Genomic DNA, 16,693 nt, shown 5'->3' on the forward strand with positions numbered 1-16,693 from the left:
CTCAAGGATCGGGGGCAGAAAAGGAGGGCATTCTAACCCAATGGGTTTTAGATGGCATATGAAAGGACATCATGTCGCGGACAAGCGGGGCTCATCTCGGGATGGGTGGTGACTGTGCCGGCCTCATCACACCGCTCAATCGAACATGAACAGCGCATCATTGCTGAACTGCGCCTCGAACCGATGTGCCGGCATCGGCCGCCCGAACAGATACCCCTGCACCTCGTCGCAACCATGCTCGCGCAGGAAGTCCAGCTGCTCATGGGTTTCCACACCTTCGGCAATCACCGCCAGGTTGAGGCTGTGGGCCATGGCGATAATGGCGCGGGCGATTTGTGCATCCTGCTCGCCGGAGGGCAGGCCATCAACGAAGGTGCGGTCGATTTTCAGCACGTCGATGGGAAATTGCTTGAGGTAGTTGAGGGACGAATAACCGGTGCCGAAGTCGTCCACCGCGATGCTCAGGCCCAGGTTTTTCAGGCTGTCGAGGATGTGCATGGCTTCGTTGACTTCGCGCATCAGGATACTTTCGGTCAGCTCCAGCTCCAGGCACGCCGGCGGCAGGCCGGTGTCCTTGAGGATGGTGGCGATGCGCGTGCCCAGTTGGCCGTCGGAGAACTGCCGCGCAGAGATGTTCACCGAGACTTTCGGCACCCGCACCTTGTTCTGGTGCCAGGTCTTGAGCTGGCGACAGGCTTCGCTGATCACCCAGTCGCCCACGTCCACCACCAGGCCCAGCTCTTCAAGCACCGGAATGAAGTCCCCCGGCGGCACTAGGCCACGGCGTGGGTGGCGCCAGCGCAGCAGGGCTTCGGCGCCGGTCAGGCGTTTGCCGTCGCCGCTGAACTGCGGCTGGTAATAGAGCACGAATTCGTCCTGCTCCAGGGCGTGGCGCAGGTCGCTCTCCAGTTCCAGGCGTTCCAGGGCGCTGGCGTTCATATCGGCCTGGTAGAACTGGAAGTTGTTCTTGCCGCGTTCCTTGGCGTGATACATCGCGGTGTCGGCGTTTTTCATCAACTGGCTCAGCTCGTTGCCGTCCTGGGGGCTGAGTGCGATGCCGATACTGGCGGTTACAAAGAACTCGCGACCCTCCAGCACGAAGGGCTTCACCAGGCTGGCGAGGATCTGCTCGGCCACATGGATCGCGCGGTTCAGCGCCATTTCGCGGTTGACCCGCGGTTGCAGCAGCAACGTGAACTCGTCGCCGCCCATGCGTGCCACGGTGTCGTCTTCGGCCACGCAGCCGAGCAGGCGGGTCGCCATTTCCTTGAGCATGCGGTCGCCGGCCGCGTGGCCCAGGGAGTCGTTGATCGGCTTGAAACGGTCAAGGTCAAGGAACATCAGCACCACCCACGACTTCTGCCGTTCGGCTGATTGCAGCGCGGTGTGCAGGCGGTCCTGGAACAGCGTGCGGTTGGGCAGGTGGGTCAGGGCGTCGTAGTAGGCCAGGCGGTGGATGCGCTGTTCGCTGGCCTTGCGTTCGCTGATATCACTGAAGAAACACACATAACTGGCCAGGTCGCCTTCGTCGTCGAACACCGCCGTAATGCCGACCCAGGCCGGGTAGTGCTCGCCGTTACGGCGCTTGAGCCACACTTCGCCTTCCCAGGTGCTGTGCTGGTGCAATTGCTTGAGCACATAGCGCAGGTGGGCTTCCTGTTGTTCGTCGACGGTGAGCATGTTCGGCAACTGGTCGAGTACATCGCTTACCGCATAACCGCTGACCCGGCTGAACGCCTCGTTGGCCTGCACGATATAACCGGCCGGGTCGGTGATCAGGATCGCCGACGTGGAGTGTTCGAATACGGTGGCGGCCATGCGCAGGTCTTTTTCCGCGCGGCGTTGCTGGCTGATATCGCGGCCCACGCCGAGGACACCTTCGAAGGCGCCGTGCTCATCCCATACCAGCACCAGGCGCAGCTCGATCGGCACCTTGCGGCCGTCGGCGCGCAGGCAGTCGAACAGGAACAACTGGGTCTGCACTTGATCGCGGAGTCTGTTCAGCGCGTCGGGATCGCCCAGCGCCCGGCTGACCTGTTCCAGCAAGCTATAGATGCCGGTCAGTTGCTGGGGGTTGGCGATGATCGACTGCCAGCCGTTCTTGAATACCCAGTCCACGTCGTAACCCAGCACGGCGTTGACCGACGGGCTGATGTAGTTGAGGGCCAGTTGGCTGTCGGTGGAGCAGATCACGTCGCTGATGCTTTCGGCGAGCATGCGGTAGCGCTTTTCGCTGTCGCGCAGGGACTCGCTGGCTTCGATCTGGTCGGTGATGTCCTTGGCCACACCGATGATGCGCGTGACTTGCGCCGATTTGTCCCGCGCCAGGGCCTGTTCGCGGATATCAAAGCGCCGCCATTGGTTGTTGCGATGGCGAAAGCGCAACTGGCAGTGCAACTGCGTCGCGTAGCCGGCCTGGCGTTGCTGCTGGCGCAAATCGTGGTAATGCTCGGCGTCTTCTGGGTGCAGCAGGATTTCCCAGAAATACTCGCCCATTTGCTGCAGTTCGGCCTTGGTATAGCCGAGGGTGTGGCCCAGATGGTGGTTGCTGAAGATCATGCGCTGGCTGATCACGTCCTGCACATACAAGTGGTCGGGCACGGTACGCACCACATCCGACCAGAAGCTTTCACGTTCCACCAATGACAGTTCGATCAGCTTGCGGCTGGTGATGTCGCTGATGCTGAGGATCACCGCCTTGAAGTCGTCCTGCTGTTCCGGCAGGCGCATCACCATCCAAAGGTATTGTTCGTTGCCGGCTACATCCTTGAGCTGGATTTCCAACTCAAGCTGATTCTGTTGGGTCAGGACCGCTTCGAGTATCTGATGTCCGATGGACGTGGTGTTGCGCGGGCAATCATCGATCAGCCGCTCCCACGCTTCCTCGCAGGAGCCCACTCTGAGCAGGCTCACCGCCACCTGGTTGATCTCGGTGATGCGCAGTTCGGTGAGCAACTGCCGGCATTCCTCGGGGGAGCTTTGCAGCCAGGCGTGCAGTTGCTCGCGGGTCTGCAAGTTCACCTTGCCAAAGAATGCATTCAGGCCCGACAGGTCAAGTACGCACAGGGCGACGCCGGTGCCTTCGAAAATATCCTGATACCGACGCCGGCCTTCATGCACCTGGCGCTGGCGGCGACGCATATTCAGCAACACGATCACGGGGATCAGCGAGAAGGCCAGGCCCAGCAGGCATTTACCGATAAACGCCGGCAACAGTTGTTCCAGCACGGCTGCGCGGTCGAACATCCCGCGCAACTGCCAGTCGCTTTTGCTCAGGGGCGTGACCAGCACGCTTTTATTCAGGTCATCCGGGGTCAGGGCGTCGCCCCATTGCGCCGGCATGCCGCTGTCGCGGCTGACCACACGGTGGTTCAGGCGGTTCTCGATGGCCCACATCGGCCGTTGGCCCTGGCTGTCCTGGCGGGTCAGGTTGACCAGGTACTCGGGTGCCAGGCGCAGCGCCCAGTACATCCTTGAGCCGCCGCTGGGCTGGTGCAGCAGCAGATAGATGAGGGTGCCGTCGTTGTTATTGCTCAGGTAGTAGGGTTGGCCGTGGCTGCGCTGCACCAGCTCTTCCAGCCAGGCGCTGTCCTGGCTGTCATTGGCGCTGTCGCTGATCATCGCGCCGCTGGGCGCCAGCAGGGCGATACTGCGAAGTTCCGGCAGCGAGCGCTGCAACGTGCGCGTCAAGGCCTGTTGCTGTTCGATGTCGCGCGGCGGCTCGACCATCGGTAGCAGGTTCAGGGCAATTTTTGCGCTCAGGGCCATGCTCAGGCTGATCTGTTCAGCCAGGTCGGCGCTGTAGTCGATGGTGTATTGCTGTTGGTTTTTCTGGTTTTGCTGCAACTGGTCCAGCAGTTGCCAGAACAATAACGCGAGCAGCAGGAGGACAAGCGTCGCCAATGCGCCTTTGAGGGTGCCGTGCAGGGGCGTTCCCGGCGCTACATGAGCGGCGCGCAAGGGCGTTGGCGGCGTGACTTTGGACAAGCTGTGATCCTGCGGTTTGGCTGGACTGGCGCGCGACGTGCACTATAAGCCGGACGCCCGAAGGGCGGCTAGCATGCCTTGACTTGTGGCAAAGTGCCAGCCCCGCTTGGCTGGACTGACCAAGCGCATTCAGGTAGCTTTGCCGGTTACGCGGGGGCGTTCCAGCCCCAGACATTCAGGCTTTTTCCGTTCGCTGGCATTGATGATAGTCAACGGCCCGCGCGGCGCATGGCCTGGCACGGGCTTCGCCCGCTTAATTCATCAGTCACTGACGCTAGGTTCACCATGGCTCAATACGTCTTCACCATGCATCGGCTGGGAAAAGTTGTCCCTCCGAAGCGGGAAATCCTGAAAAACATTTCGCTGTCCTTCTTCCCCGGCGCCAAGATCGGCGTGCTCGGCCTCAACGGTTCGGGTAAGTCCACGCTGCTGAAAATCATGGCCGGCGTCGACACCGAGTTCGAAGGCGAAGCCCGCCCGATGCCGGAACTGAACATCGGTTACCTGCCCCAGGAGCCGATCCTGGACCCGACCAAGACCGTGCGTGAAGTGGTCGAAGAAGCCGTCAGCGTGATCAAGGACGCCCAGGCCCGCCTGGACGAGGTCTACGCCGCCTACGCTGAACCGGACGCCGACTTCGACAAGCTGGCCGCTGAACAAGCCAAGCTCGAAGCCATCCTGCAGGCCGGCGACGGTCACAACCTGGAGCGCCAGCTGGAAGTCGCCGCCGATGCGCTGCGCCTGCCGGCGTGGGACGCCAAGGTCGAGTTCCTGTCCGGTGGTGAAAAACGCCGCGTGGCCCTGTGCCGCCTGCTGCTGTCCGCTCCCGACATGCTGCTGCTCGACGAACCGACCAACCACCTGGACGCCGACTCCGTCGCCTGGCTGGAGCACTTCCTGCACGATTTCCCGGGCACCGTGGTTGCGATCACGCACGACCGCTACTTCCTCGACAACGTTGCCGGCTGGATCCTCGAGCTCGACCGTGGCGCCGGTATCCCTTACGAGGGCAACTACTCCGGTTGGCTCGAAGCCAAGTCCGACCGTCTGGCCGCCGAATCCAAGCAGCAATCGGCCCACGAAAAAGCCATGAAGGAAGAACTGGAGTGGGTGCGCAAAGGCGCCAAGGCCCGCCAGTCCAAATCCAAGGCCCGTCTGCAACGCTTCGAAGAAATGCAGTCGCAGGAATTCCAGAAGCGCAGCGAAACCAACGAGATCTACATCCCGGCCGGCCCGCGCCTGGGTGACAAGGTCATCGAGTTCAAGAACGTGTGCAAAGGCTATGGCGACCGCGTGCTGATCGACAACCTGTCGTTCTCCATGCCAAAAGGCGCGATCGTCGGCGTAATTGGTGGTAACGGTGCGGGTAAATCCACCCTGTTCCGCATGCTGATGGGCAAGGAAACGCCGGATTCGGGCAGCATCGAAATCGGCGAAACCGTGCAACTGGCCTGTGTGGACCAGAGCCGCGAAGACCTGGATGGCAGCAAGACTGTGTTCCAGCAAATTTCCGACGGTTCCGACCAGATCCGCATCGGCAACTATGAAATCCCGTCGCGCACCTACGTCGGCCGTTTCAACTTCAAGGGCGGCGACCAGCAGAAGTTCGTCAAGGACCTGTCCGGTGGTGAGCGCGGTCGCTTGCACCTGGCCCTGACCCTGAAAGAGGGCGGCAACGTCCTGCTGCTCGACGAACCGTCCAACGACCTCGACGTTGAAACCCTGCGTTCCCTGGAAGAAGCCCTGCTGGACTTCCCGGGCGCCGCCATTGTGATCTCTCACGATCGGTGGTTCCTTGACCGGGTCGCGACCCACATCCTGGCGTACGAAGACGACTCGCAAGCGGTGTTCTTCGAAGGCAACTACACCGAGTACGAAGCGGACCGTAAAAAGCGCCTGGGCGAAGCGGCTGCCCAGCCGCACCGTGTACGGCACAAAAAACTGGCCTGATCCGGCTGGTGTGAAAAAAGCGGAGTCCTCGGACTCCGTTTTTTTTGGGGCTGGGGTTTTGCAGTGTTTTTGACGGCCCTATCGGGAGCAAGCCCCCTCCCACATTTTTGAATGTGTTCACAACTCAAATGTGGGAGGGGGCTTGCTCCCGATAGCTGTTTCATTGTTGGTGCATGCCGTGGGTGGGTAATCACTTTTTAAGTGCGATAAATCCCTATTTCCTGGGTTTATTTATATCTAATGCACCATTTAAATTCACAAAAGCGACATTTTGCCCTGTCGCGGTGCGACATGAATTGATAAAGTCCGGCTCATACTCATTTAAAAACAATCAATTTGCCGAGACTTTTCATGATCGAATCCGTCGAATCCTTCCTCGCCCGCCTGAAAAAACGCGACCCCGACCAGCCGGAATTCCACCAGGCCGTAGAAGAAGTCCTACGCAGCCTGTGGCCGTTTCTTGAAGCCAATCCCCATTACCTGGCCTCGGGCATCCTGGAGCGCATCTGCGAGCCGGAGCGTGCGATTACCTTTCGGGTGTCGTGGGTGGATGATCACGGCAAGGTCCAGGTCAACCGCGGCTTTCGTATCCAGATGAACAGCGCCATCGGCCCCTACAAGGGCGGCCTGCGTTTCCACCCGTCGGTAAACCTGGGGGTGCTGAAATTCCTCGCCTTCGAGCAGACCTTCAAGAATTCCCTGACTTCGCTGCCCATGGGCGGCGGCAAGGGCGGCTCGGATTTTGATCCCAAAGGCAAGAGCGATGCCGAAGTCATGCGCTTCTGCCAGGCGTTCATGAGCGAGCTGTACCGCCATATCGGCGCAGACGTGGACGTGCCGGCCGGCGACATCGGCGTGGGCGCCCGTGAGATTGGCTTCCTGTTCGGCCAGTACAAGCGCCTGAGCAACCAATTCACCTCGGTGCTGACCGGCAAGGGCATGACCTACGGCGGCAGCCTGATCCGCCCGGAAGCCACCGGGTTCGGGTGTGTGTACTTCGCCGAAGAAATGCTCAAGCGCGACGGCCTGCGAGTGGAAGGCAAGCGTGTCGCGGTCTCCGGCTCCGGCAACGTCGCCCAATACGCGGCGCGCAAGGTCATGGACCTGGGCGGCAAGGTGATTTCCCTGTCTGACTCCGAAGGCACGCTCTACGCCGAAAGCGGCTTGACCGAGGAACAATGGTCGGCGCTGCTGGAGCTGAAAAACGTGCAGCGCGGGCGCATCAGCGAACTGGCCGGCCGTTACGGCCTGGAGTTCCGCGCCGGCAAAACCCCTTGGGAGCTGGCCTGCGACATTGCCCTGCCATGCGCTACCCAGAACGAACTCGACGCCGAAGCGGCCCGCACGCTGCTGCGCAACGGCTGCATCTGCGTGGCCGAAGGCGCCAACATGCCGACCACCCTTGAGGCTGTGGATATCTTTATCGAGGCGGGCATCCTGTTTGCGCCGGGCAAGGCATCGAATGCCGGCGGCGTCGCCGTAAGCGGCCTGGAGATGTCGCAGAACGCCATGCGCCTGTTGTGGACCGCCGGTGAAGTGGACAGCAAGCTGCACAACATCATGCAGTCGATCCACCATGCCTGTGTGCACTACGGTGAAGAGAACGGTCGGATCAACTACGTGAAGGGCGCGAACATTGCGGGCTTCGTCAAGGTTGCCGACGCGATGCTGGCCCAAGGCATCGTCTAGGCCTCGGCCTCGATGCGCAGCACTTCGATCAACTGGTCGCCGACGGGGCGCTTCCACAGTACCTCGTCCCCCACCTGGGCGCCCAGCAAGGCACGGCCCAGGGGCGAGCCCCAGTTGATCAGGCCGGCGCCGGCATCGGCCTGGTCTTCCCCGACCAATTGAATGCGCTGCTGCTCGTCATGCTCATTGGCGAACGTCACCCAGTTGCCGATCTGCACCTTGTCGGTAGACGTAGCGGGCGCCACCACCTGGGCGCTTTGCACGCGCTGGTTGAAGTAGCGCAAATCCCGCTCAAGGTCGGCCTGGCGCTGCTTATCGGCCTGTTCGCCCTTGGCGGACTCGGCGCTGTGCGCGGCTTGTAGCTGCGTAACCTTGGCCTGCAATTGCGCCAACCCTTGCGCGGTCAGGCGATTGGGCTGCTCACTGACCTGGCGCTCCACCGGCTGATCTGCCTGGGCGGCGGCGTTGTCCTCATTTACAAAAGCTCGGCTCATGACGTTCTCCCTCTATGGAGCTTGGGCCATGTTCGCCGCGCTTTAGTTTCGATGAATGTCTGAAAGCGACCTATTGCGAGCGATAGGCCCGCGCAGCATCCCGGTTCTTCTCCTGTTGCCAGGCGCGTTCACGGTCATCCCAGTGATTGTCCTTGTAGTCGCGCAGCTCCTCGTTCTCGCGCATGGCCTTGCACTGGCGAAAACCATCCTCCCAGCCTTCGGCGTAGACCCGGTCTTTCAGGTAACGCGGCACGTTTTTGCGAAACACCCCGGTGATCACCCCCGCCGCCTGGCGGCCGCTGCTGCACCCATCGTCAAAACCATCGGCAAAGGCGGGCGGATAGCCCCGAGCCAGCAATTCCTGATGGGTTGACTGGCAACCCGATAGCCACACCACCGCACACAGCATTACTGCATACCGCCACATTGCTTGCTCCCTGGCCGTTTCACGGCTGATAGGGGAAGTCTAGATAGGGATTTGTCGGGGAGGCGTGAAAGGGGTGTGAGAAAGGTGTGGAGCACGATGAGATCAAGCGGTCGGCACCGAAGCCGTTGGCGTCCTCACCACAAGGGCCTATGTTGCCTGGTTGGTCGCCAGAGCCGCATGTTCCGCCAATTCCTGCTGGATAAACGCTGCGATCATTGCGCGATAGACCTGCTCGGTCACCTCGGGGTTGGCACCCACGGTCTGCGCCAGATCCCGCACCTTGGCGATCACCTGCTCGACCCGCTGCGGGGCCTTGACGCCATCGGTATCTTTTTTGAAGCGTGCCGCCTGGGAGACGTAGCGGCCGCGTTCGGCCAGCAGGGTGACGATTTGCTGGTCGAGGCGGTCGATGTTGTTTCGAACTTCTTCAAGGGTGGTGCAGGTAACGGCCATGTCGAGTGAACTCCTGATTGTGCAGGCAATGCTGACAAAAGGTGTTAGTCAGTAGTGATACCACTTCACCTCAAGCATCACTTCATTCACCGGCGTCGACAAGTGGCTGTACTCGCGCTGTGCACTCAGGCGCAGGCCGAGGTTGCGGGACAGTTCCCACTGCTGGTTCAGGCTGAGGCTGCGACGTACCTCGCCATTGGTGAAGAAGTCTCCTTTAGCCTCCAGGCTCAAGTTGCCCAGGGGGTTTTTCCACAGCACGCCGGTATTGAACCCGGCAGCGGGGGAGATGGCTTCGTTGAAGTCGTTGTTGTGTTCCACACGCACGGTGCCGAGGGCGAAGCCGAGCATGTCGTCGCGCAGTTGCCAGGTGCCGCCGGCGCCGCCGTTGACGTGGGCGACCAGGGTGTCGTCGTCGTGTTTACCGGGCACCCGCTCAAGGCCACCGGTGACTTGCCAGGACCACGGCTGCAGCAAGGCGTTGCGCGGGGTCAGGGAGCGGATGGTGGCCAGGTCCAGTTGCTGCAGTTGCCAGTGGTTGCCTTCGTACTGGCGCAGTTTCATCTGCAGGATTTCGATCTGGGCGCCGAGGGGGAAGCCTTCGGCGTTGTCGTTGAGGTCGTGGTAGGCCATGCGCAGGCCGTATTCGCCGAAGGCCTTGTCGCCACGGGTGCCGATGCCGGCTTGCCAGGTGCGCGATTCATGGCCGTTTTCGGGCAGGCCGGGAGGCGTGATCGTCAGGTCGGGCGCCGGGTTCTGGTTGATCGCGCGCAGCAGTTCGAAGCTGCGTTGGGAGCGCGCGGTGTCGCGCTCGAGGCCATTGGCACGGTAGCGGCCCAGGCGGTAGGCGGCGTCGATGATCAGGGCCTGGCGGTCGCGAGGCAACGCTTTAAAGGCCGGTTCCTGCAGTTGCTGCTGGTCGTCGCTGACCTTCAGTACCCATTGTTGCTCGTCGCTGTTCAGCGGCTTGGCGCGCTCCAGCAACTCGCGCTCGCGGGAGGGACGGTAGTCGATCTTTTCCACCAGTCCCGCATCCTTCACGGCCTTGACCGTGTCGGTGGGGATGGCGGTGAGCGGGAATTGCTCGGTCAGGCGCAGGCCGGGGCGCGCCACTTGCAGCAGTTCCAACAGGCGATAGGAGCAGTTTTCATCGAAGAAGAAGTAGTCGAACTGGATCTGCTTGAGCTCCCACACGTGTTCGACCATGCGCTCGGTCTCGACCTGGGTGAGGTTGAGGCGGTATTCCCACAGGTCGCGGTTTTCGAGGCTACGGTATTCGGAGAGTTTTTCCTGGTAGGGTACCAGGGCGAACAGGCCGGGGTAGCCGCCCATCAGGCCTTTCCAGGCGTAGAGGATGCTGTTGTCCGAGCCTTCGATATAGGCGCCGAAGTTGATCGCGTAGCTGAGCAGCGCAGTCTTGTTGCTCTGCACGTCGGCCTGGTCGATACGCAACAGGGTATGGCCGAACATCGACGACGGACTGTTGAGGTAGGCCGCCGGGAAGATCATCACCGCGCTATGGGGCGCGACGTCCTTGAACCATTGCTTGAATTCCTTGCAGTCCACGGCGGGCAGGTCAGTGAGGTGCAACTGATCCTTGAGCCAGCGGGTACGTGCGGGGTAAACGCATTGAGCGTGTTTTTCACCCAGGCTGGCCGGAGCGTAAAGCGCTTCAACGGTGGCCTTGAGTTCTGCATCCGGGTGGTGGGCGCCATCGGCGGCGAGGAAGAATTTCTTTTCACTGACATAGCTGCGCCAGCCACTGATTTTGCCGGCTTCGTAATGGCCCAGAGAAAGCCAGAACGGATCATTGGCCAATTGCTGCAAACGTTGATCATCAAGATGCGGTGCCGCGTACAGCGGGGCGCAGGCAAAGAGTGCCATCCAGGCAAAGCGTTTGAGCATAGGGGCAACTTAAGTCGGAAATTAGAGAGACCCAAGGAGAGGCGGGTCCAAAAATAAAACCCGCGCCTGGGTAGGCGCGGGCAGGACGAGCTTAAGCCTGGGTAGCGTATTTCGCCAGACGGGCATCGCCTTTCAGTACAGCCAGGGTGTTGTTGTGCACGTCTTCAGCGGTCACATCGGCCTTGCTGAAGATTTGCTGGAAGTGTTCGTGAGCCACGGCAGCGAAGTGCTCGCGATCTTCCGGAGCAACGCCCAGTACCACGGCGTAGGTGGTCAGTGCTTCGCCATTACCCTTGGCCATGTCTTCGGACAGCTCGTTCATCATGCCATTCATGGCAATCCAGGACTTGCCGCCGTAGGTCAGCGCGCTGTTGGTGCTGCAACCGTTGGTGCCCGAGGTCATGCCGAAGGTGGCGTTACCCGAAGTACCGTTGGTGGTGGAAGCCAGGAAGTGAGCTGGAGTACCGCGCTGGCCTTCGAACAACATGTTGCCCCAACCGCAGTTCGGGCCACCTGGTGCTTCAGCCATTGCATTGAGGGAGACGACGGTGAAGAGAGTACCGAGAAGGATCCGTTTCATAGCTTTGTTCTCTTTGTGTGCAAACCAATGGACAAGGGTTCAGGCACTTCATAGCGCCCTCGGGATCGGTTATTAGTCCAACCCGCGCAGTTTGGAGTTTAGGCACGTTCCAAGGGTTCCGTGTGTTTTTATAAAACAATCAGCAATGTCGCGATTTTTTTTGCAGGGCGCCTCCCGTGTCCAGGGTTTCCCAACGGCGCGCCTTGCCAGAGCGCGCAACAGGGAGCCAGAATGCCGTCATCTGCCCCGCCTGATGTAAGGAAGCCCGATGCCTGATCCTGTTGCTGCCAGCTTGCGTCTAGCGCCCGAAGCGCTGACTCGCCCTTTCTCCGCTGAACAGTTCAGCTTCTCGACCACCAATGATTTGGAGCCCTTTCGCGGTGTGCTTGGCCAGGAACGTGCGGTTGAAGCGTTGCAGTTCGGCGTGGCCATGCCGCGCCCCGGCTACAACGTATTTGTCATGGGCGAGCCGGGTACCGGCCGCTTTTCGTTCGTCAAACGCTACCTGAAAGCCGAGGGCAAGCGCCTGCAGACCCCGGCGGATTGGGTCTATGTGAACAATTTTGACGAGCCTCGCGAACCCCGCGCCCTGGAATTGCCAGGCGGCGGTGCGGCGGCGTTCATTGCCGATATCAATGGCCTGGTCGACAACCTCGTCGCGACCTTCCCGGCGGTGTTCGAACACCCGACTTATCAACAGCGCAAGAGTGCCATCGACCGCGCTTTCAACCAGCGCTATGACAAGGCCCTGGACGTGATCGAGCGCCTGGCCCTGGAAAAGGACGTGGCGCTGTACCGCGACAGTTCCAACATCGCCTTCACCCCGATGCTCGACGGCAAGGCCCTGGATGAGGCCGAGTTCTCCCAGCTGCCGGAAGTGGATCGCGAGCGTTTCCACACGGATATTTCCGAGCTGGAAGAACGCCTCAACGAGGAGTTGGCCAGCCTGCCCCAGTGGAAGCGCGAGTCCAATAACCAACTGCGTCAGTTCAACGAAGAAACCATCACCCTGGCCTTGCAGCCTTTGCTCGCACCGCTGTCGGAAAAGTACGCGGAGAACGCCGGTGTCTGCGGTTACCTGCAGGCCATGCAGGTGTACCTGCTGAAAACCGTGGTCGAGCAACTGGTGGACGACGCCAAGACCGACGCCCAGGCCCGCAAGCTGCTCGAAGAGCAATACTGCCCGAGCCTGGTGGTGGGCCATCCGGTCAACGGTGGCGCGCCGGTGGTGTTTGAACCGCACCCGACCTACGACAACCTGTTCGGCCGTATCGAATACAGCACCGACCAGGGCGCGCTGTACACCACCTATCGCCAGTTGCGCCCGGGCGCTTTGCACCGTGCCAACGGCGGGTTCCTGATTCTTGAAGCCGAGAAGATGCTCAGCGAGCCGTTTGTGTGGGACGCCCTCAAGCGTTCCTTGCAGTCGCGCAAGCTGAAGATGGAATCGCCCCTGGGCGAACTGGGCCGCCTGGCCACCGTGACCCTTAACCCGCAGATGATCCCATTGCAGGTCAAGGTCATCATCATCGGTTCGCGCCAGTTGTATTACGCGCTGCAGGACGCCGATCCGGACTTCCAGGAGATGTTCCGGGTGCTGGTGGATTTCGACGAAGATATTCCGATGGTGGACGAGAGCCTGGAGCAGTTCGCCCAGTTGCTCAAGACCCGCACTTCGGAAGAAGGCATGGCGCCGCTGACTTCGGACGCGGTGGCGCGGCTGGCCACCTACAGCGCACGGCTGGCGGAGCACCAGGGCCGTTTGTCGGCGCGTATTGGGGATTTGTTCCAGCTGGTCAGCGAAGCGGACTTTATCCGGCACCTGGCGGGCGATGAGATGACCGATGCCGGCCATATCGAGCGCGCGCTGAAGGCCAAGGCCACGCGCACCGGGCGTGTGTCGGCGCGGATTCTCGACGATATGCTCGCCGGGGTGATCCTGATCGACACCGCCGGCGCGGCGGTCGGCAAGTGCAACGGGCTGACGGTGCTGGAGGTCGGCGACTCGGCGTTCGGTGTGCCGGCGCGGATTTCCGCCACGGTGTACCCGGGCGGCAGCGGAATCGTCGACATCGAGCGTGAAGTTAACCTCGGGCAGCCGATTCACTCCAAAGGCGTGATGATTCTCACCGGTTACCTGGGCAGCCGCTATGCCCAGGAATTTCCGCTGGCGATCTCGGCGAGTATCGCGCTGGAACAGTCCTACGGTTACGTGGACGGTGACAGCGCGTCCCTGGGCGAGGCCTGCACGTTGATCTCGGCCTTGTCGAAGACGCCGCTCAAGCAGTGCTTTGCGATCACCGGTTCGATCAACCAGTTTGGTGAAGTGCAGGCCGTGGGCGGGGTCAACGAGAAGATCGAAGGCTTCTTCCGCCTGTGCGAAGCCCGCGGTCTGACCGGCGAGCAAGGGGCGATCATTCCCCAGGCCAACGTGGCCACGTTGATGCTGGATGAAAAGGTGCTGCAGGCCGTGCGCGCCGGGCAATTCCACATCTATGCGGTGCGGCAGGCCGACGAGGCATTGAGCCTTCTGGTGGGCGAGGATGCCGGTGAGCCGGACGCCGAGGGGCAGTTCCCGGAAGGCACGGTCAATGCCCGCGTGGTCGAGCGCTTGCGCGCGATTGCCGAGATGATCAGCGAGGAAGACCTGAAGGAAGCGGAGAAGGAGCTGGCGCAGCAGGCGCTGGCCGAAGCCAAGCCCACCTGAGTTCTGAGGCCAGGCCGGATCAAACATGTGGGAGGGGGCTTGCTCCCGATTGCGATAGGTCAGTCATGTAGATGTCGACTGGCACACTGCATCGGGAGCAAGCCCCCTCCCACATTTGGATCTGGTTGCGTCACTAAATTGACGTCCTTCCGAGGGGCCAACGCCCGTTGGTCCCTACAGCCTTGGTTTGTCGTGTTTTTATTCTATTCTGAGCCTTAGGGATATCCACAGGAGTCGCTGGATAGAAACAGTCTCGCCATAGGTTGAGGCTGAACACCGATCTACCGAGGGTCGCCGCCATGCCGCGCAACCTTTGCCTTACCCGCCAGTGCTTCGGCCTGGTTACCCGAATCGAATGTTCCGTTCGCCCGCTCGCGGGGGATAACGGAATGTGGACCTTGTTGTTTGCCGCCGGAATGACGGGTGAGCAGCCTTCCACAATCAAGTCCCAGGGCCCGTTTCATGGGCCCTTCGTGGCAGAAAGCATGCTGCAATCGATCGTCGACAGCCTGACCCTGCACGGCTATGAGCTGGCGGGTGACCCGCAGATCTGGTGCCTGCACATGCAGGCCCATCTGCGGCAGCTCAATGGCAGCCATGAGCAACTGGCGCTGTAGGCGCGGTTATTTGCTCTCGGGTTTGTCCAGCTTGACCTCAAAGCCGTATTGCACGGTACTCAGGTCGGTGCGCTGGTAGCTTTCCAGTGCCGTCGGCTGGCCGTAGAAGTAATGCACGTCAAACAAGGCCGTGCCGTATTCCTCGGCGCGATGGCTGACGCCGAGGATTTCCTTGAGGTAGTTGCCGCTGGCGTCCTTGGCATAGAAGCGCCAGCTGTCGGCCGGGAACTCCTTTTGGTCGACGATCAGTGCGTTGTCTTTGAGCGACAACCCCTTGGGCAGCTTGGCCGCATCGATGTCGCCTTTCTCGATAGTCGCCAGGAACAGTGGGATTGAACCCACCACAAACGCCGGGTTTTCCGGGAACAGGTTGAGGTCGTAGGTGAGGGTGCCGCGGGCCGGGTTCAATTCATACGCCTCGGTCGGCAATTCGATGGGCTCGCCGCGTTCACCTTTCTCATCGGCAGTGAAGAACGTCACCGGTGATTCGCTGCTGTTGCGCTCGCTGCCCACCAAGTCGTCATTGAAGGTGAATGGGTGGTCGAACACGATATGGGCGGCGCTGGCGTCTTCGACGGACTGGCTGATGGTGACGCTGTTCTTCAGTTGTTCCTCGGTCAACGAGGCGTCCTTGAGCCAGCTGGCGGCGCCGTCGTCGTACACGGTGACCGGCATGGGCAAGGCTTGTACGGTTTTTTCCAGGCTGTTCTTGTCGAAGCGCAGGACCGGCAGGTCCAGGTCCTTGCGGGTGACCGTGGCCGTGGAGAAATCCAGCACATTGATCTGCAGGGTGTCGATCAGGCCATTGAAATAGACCTTGGCGTAATGGCTGCTCTGCTTGTGTTCGAAGGCTTTCTGCTCATCAACCAGTTGCTTTTCAAACCCATCGGACCAGGCCTTCTGTTTTTGCATCTCGGCCAACTGCTTCTGGTAGAACTCGACTTGTGCGCTGCTTTCGTTGATCGAACCCGAGCGTGTGAGGAATTGCCCGGTGCTGTCCCGCGCCTGTACCAGCAAGGGGTTAGGCGATTCGTCACCCACCTCAGGTGCCAGTGGTTGGCTGTTGGTCAGTTCGATTTCGGCGTAGTTCTTTTCCAGGAGCAGCAGGTTGACGGTGATATTGCCTTCGGTGCGTTTGTGGCCCACGTCCTTTTTCGACAAGTCGAAGGTCAGCACTTTGCCCGGTGCGATCACTTCCACTGCGCCTTTGAGGCGAACGGGTTGCGGCTGGCTTTTGTTTTCCGTCTCGATGCCATCGATAAACGGGTAGGTGACCGTCAGGTCATCCGGGTTGGTCAGGTTGGAGCTGCTGGGGCTCAACTGGATACCGGGATCGGTTTCGGACCATTCCGGCTGGAACGGCACGACCTTGTTGTTGCTCAAGGTGACGGACTGCCATTCCAGGCCGTGGGGGAAGGGGAACTGGTCCGGCACATTGAAGTTGAATGGGAAGACCGGCTGCAGATCGGTCAGGTAGTCGGAATGTGAGGCTTTGCGCAGTACGAACAAGCCATTGATGTAGGTGTCCACCAGCCCTTGCGGCGTGGGGTAGTGCTTGAGCAGCGCGAGGGTGTCCTCGCCGTATTCGGCCTCGATGGGCTTGGTGGCGAGTTTGACCCGCGCCCGTTCCAGCAGCAGCAGCGAGCCGCCGAGGTCGGCAATGGCGTCGCGCAGTTTCGGATCCTGGATGCTGTCGAGGGACTGCTCGAACTTCGCGGTTTTCTCTTCGAGGGTGGCCTGTTTCTGCTCATCGCTTGGGGAACAGCCGCCGGCCAGCAACAAGGCGGCGCACAGGCCAACGCTGGCCAAAGGGGATCGCACATCCATCATCTGAGTTTTTTCCTGTCCGACGTCATCGAGCCGAGTTATTGGGCTCGACACTAGCAG

Annotated in this window: 11 protein-coding genes; 4 read left to right on the plus strand and 7 right to left on the minus strand. The window is 60.9% G+C overall.

Features of this window, described 5'->3' with window-relative positions:
* Window positions 1-135: 135 nt before the first annotated feature.
* Entirely contained in the window at window positions 136-3,987 is a 3,852-nt protein-coding gene (locus BFP99_RS15835) for a bifunctional diguanylate cyclase/phosphodiesterase (RefSeq protein ID WP_065925349.1), read from the minus strand.
* A gap of 285 nt (window positions 3,988-4,272) precedes the next feature.
* Here BFP99_RS15835 and ettA point away from each other — a divergent pair, with 285 nt between their 5' ends.
* Together ettA and gdhA are read left to right on the plus strand one after the other, a co-directional pair.
* Window positions 4,273-5,937 carry an energy-dependent translational throttle protein EttA gene (gene ettA / locus BFP99_RS15840; RefSeq protein WP_065925348.1) on the plus strand — a complete coding sequence of 555 codons (1,665 nt, stop codon included), beginning with the start codon at window positions 4,273-4,275 and terminating at the stop codon, window positions 5,935-5,937.
* A 351-nt stretch (window positions 5,938-6,288) separates the two neighbouring features.
* The gene (gene gdhA / locus BFP99_RS15845) at window positions 6,289-7,626 is read left to right on the plus strand and encodes an NADP-specific glutamate dehydrogenase (protein ID WP_065938305.1); all 1,338 of its coding nucleotides are present in this window, start codon (window positions 6,289-6,291) and stop codon (window positions 7,624-7,626) included.
* Here the strand turns inward: gdhA and BFP99_RS15850 are convergent.
* The 5 genes from BFP99_RS15850 to BFP99_RS15870 all read right to left on the minus strand — a co-directional run bounded on the left by BFP99_RS15850 (window position 7,623) and on the right by BFP99_RS15870 (window position 11,482).
* On the minus strand, window positions 7,623-8,120 hold the full coding sequence (locus tag BFP99_RS15850; RefSeq protein ID WP_065925346.1) for a GreA/GreB family elongation factor: 498 nt from the start codon (window positions 8,118-8,120) through the stop codon (window positions 7,623-7,625). The genes gdhA and BFP99_RS15850 overlap by 4 nt on opposite strands.
* A 70-nt stretch (window positions 8,121-8,190) precedes the next feature.
* Complete coding sequence (locus BFP99_RS15855) at window positions 8,191-8,547, minus strand: hypothetical protein (RefSeq protein WP_065938304.1); 357 nt, start codon at window positions 8,545-8,547, stop codon at window positions 8,191-8,193.
* Window positions 8,548-8,694: 147 nt separating this feature from the next.
* The gene (locus BFP99_RS15860) at window positions 8,695-9,000 is read right to left on the minus strand and encodes a chorismate mutase (protein WP_065947671.1); all 306 of its coding nucleotides are present in this window, start codon (window positions 8,998-9,000) and stop codon (window positions 8,695-8,697) included.
* Between the two features lie 48 nt (window positions 9,001-9,048).
* Complete coding sequence (locus tag BFP99_RS15865) at window positions 9,049-10,902, minus strand: Lnb N-terminal periplasmic domain-containing protein (protein WP_065947672.1); 1,854 nt, start codon at window positions 10,900-10,902, stop codon at window positions 9,049-9,051.
* Window positions 10,903-10,993: 91 nt separating this feature from the next.
* Window positions 10,994-11,482 carry a DUF3015 domain-containing protein gene (locus BFP99_RS15870; RefSeq protein WP_027605327.1) on the minus strand — a complete coding sequence of 163 codons (489 nt, stop codon included), beginning with the start codon at window positions 11,480-11,482 and terminating at the stop codon, window positions 10,994-10,996.
* Between the two features lie 268 nt (window positions 11,483-11,750).
* On the opposite strand from BFP99_RS15870, the gene BFP99_RS15875 reads away from it, so the two are divergent.
* Together BFP99_RS15875 and BFP99_RS15880 are read left to right on the plus strand one after the other, a co-directional pair.
* The gene (locus tag BFP99_RS15875) at window positions 11,751-14,189 is read left to right on the plus strand and encodes a Lon protease family protein (protein ID WP_065925342.1); all 2,439 of its coding nucleotides are present in this window, start codon (window positions 11,751-11,753) and stop codon (window positions 14,187-14,189) included.
* 299 nt (window positions 14,190-14,488) lie between these two features.
* Window positions 14,489-14,806 (plus strand): PA4575 family protein, encoded by a 318-nt coding sequence (locus BFP99_RS15880; protein ID WP_027605329.1) that lies wholly within the window; start codon window positions 14,489-14,491, stop codon window positions 14,804-14,806.
* Window positions 14,807-14,812: 6 nt separating this feature from the next.
* On the opposite strand, the gene BFP99_RS15885 is transcribed toward BFP99_RS15880, so the two are convergent.
* Window positions 14,813-16,636 carry a hypothetical protein gene (locus BFP99_RS15885; RefSeq protein ID WP_083221199.1) on the minus strand — a complete coding sequence of 608 codons (1,824 nt, stop codon included), beginning with the start codon at window positions 16,634-16,636 and terminating at the stop codon, window positions 14,813-14,815.
* Window positions 16,637-16,693 lie beyond the last annotated feature (57 nt).

Source organism: Pseudomonas sp. 1 R 17, from assembly GCF_900067035.1.
Taxonomy (GTDB): Bacteria; Pseudomonadota; Gammaproteobacteria; order Pseudomonadales; family Pseudomonadaceae; genus Aquipseudomonas; species Aquipseudomonas marginalis.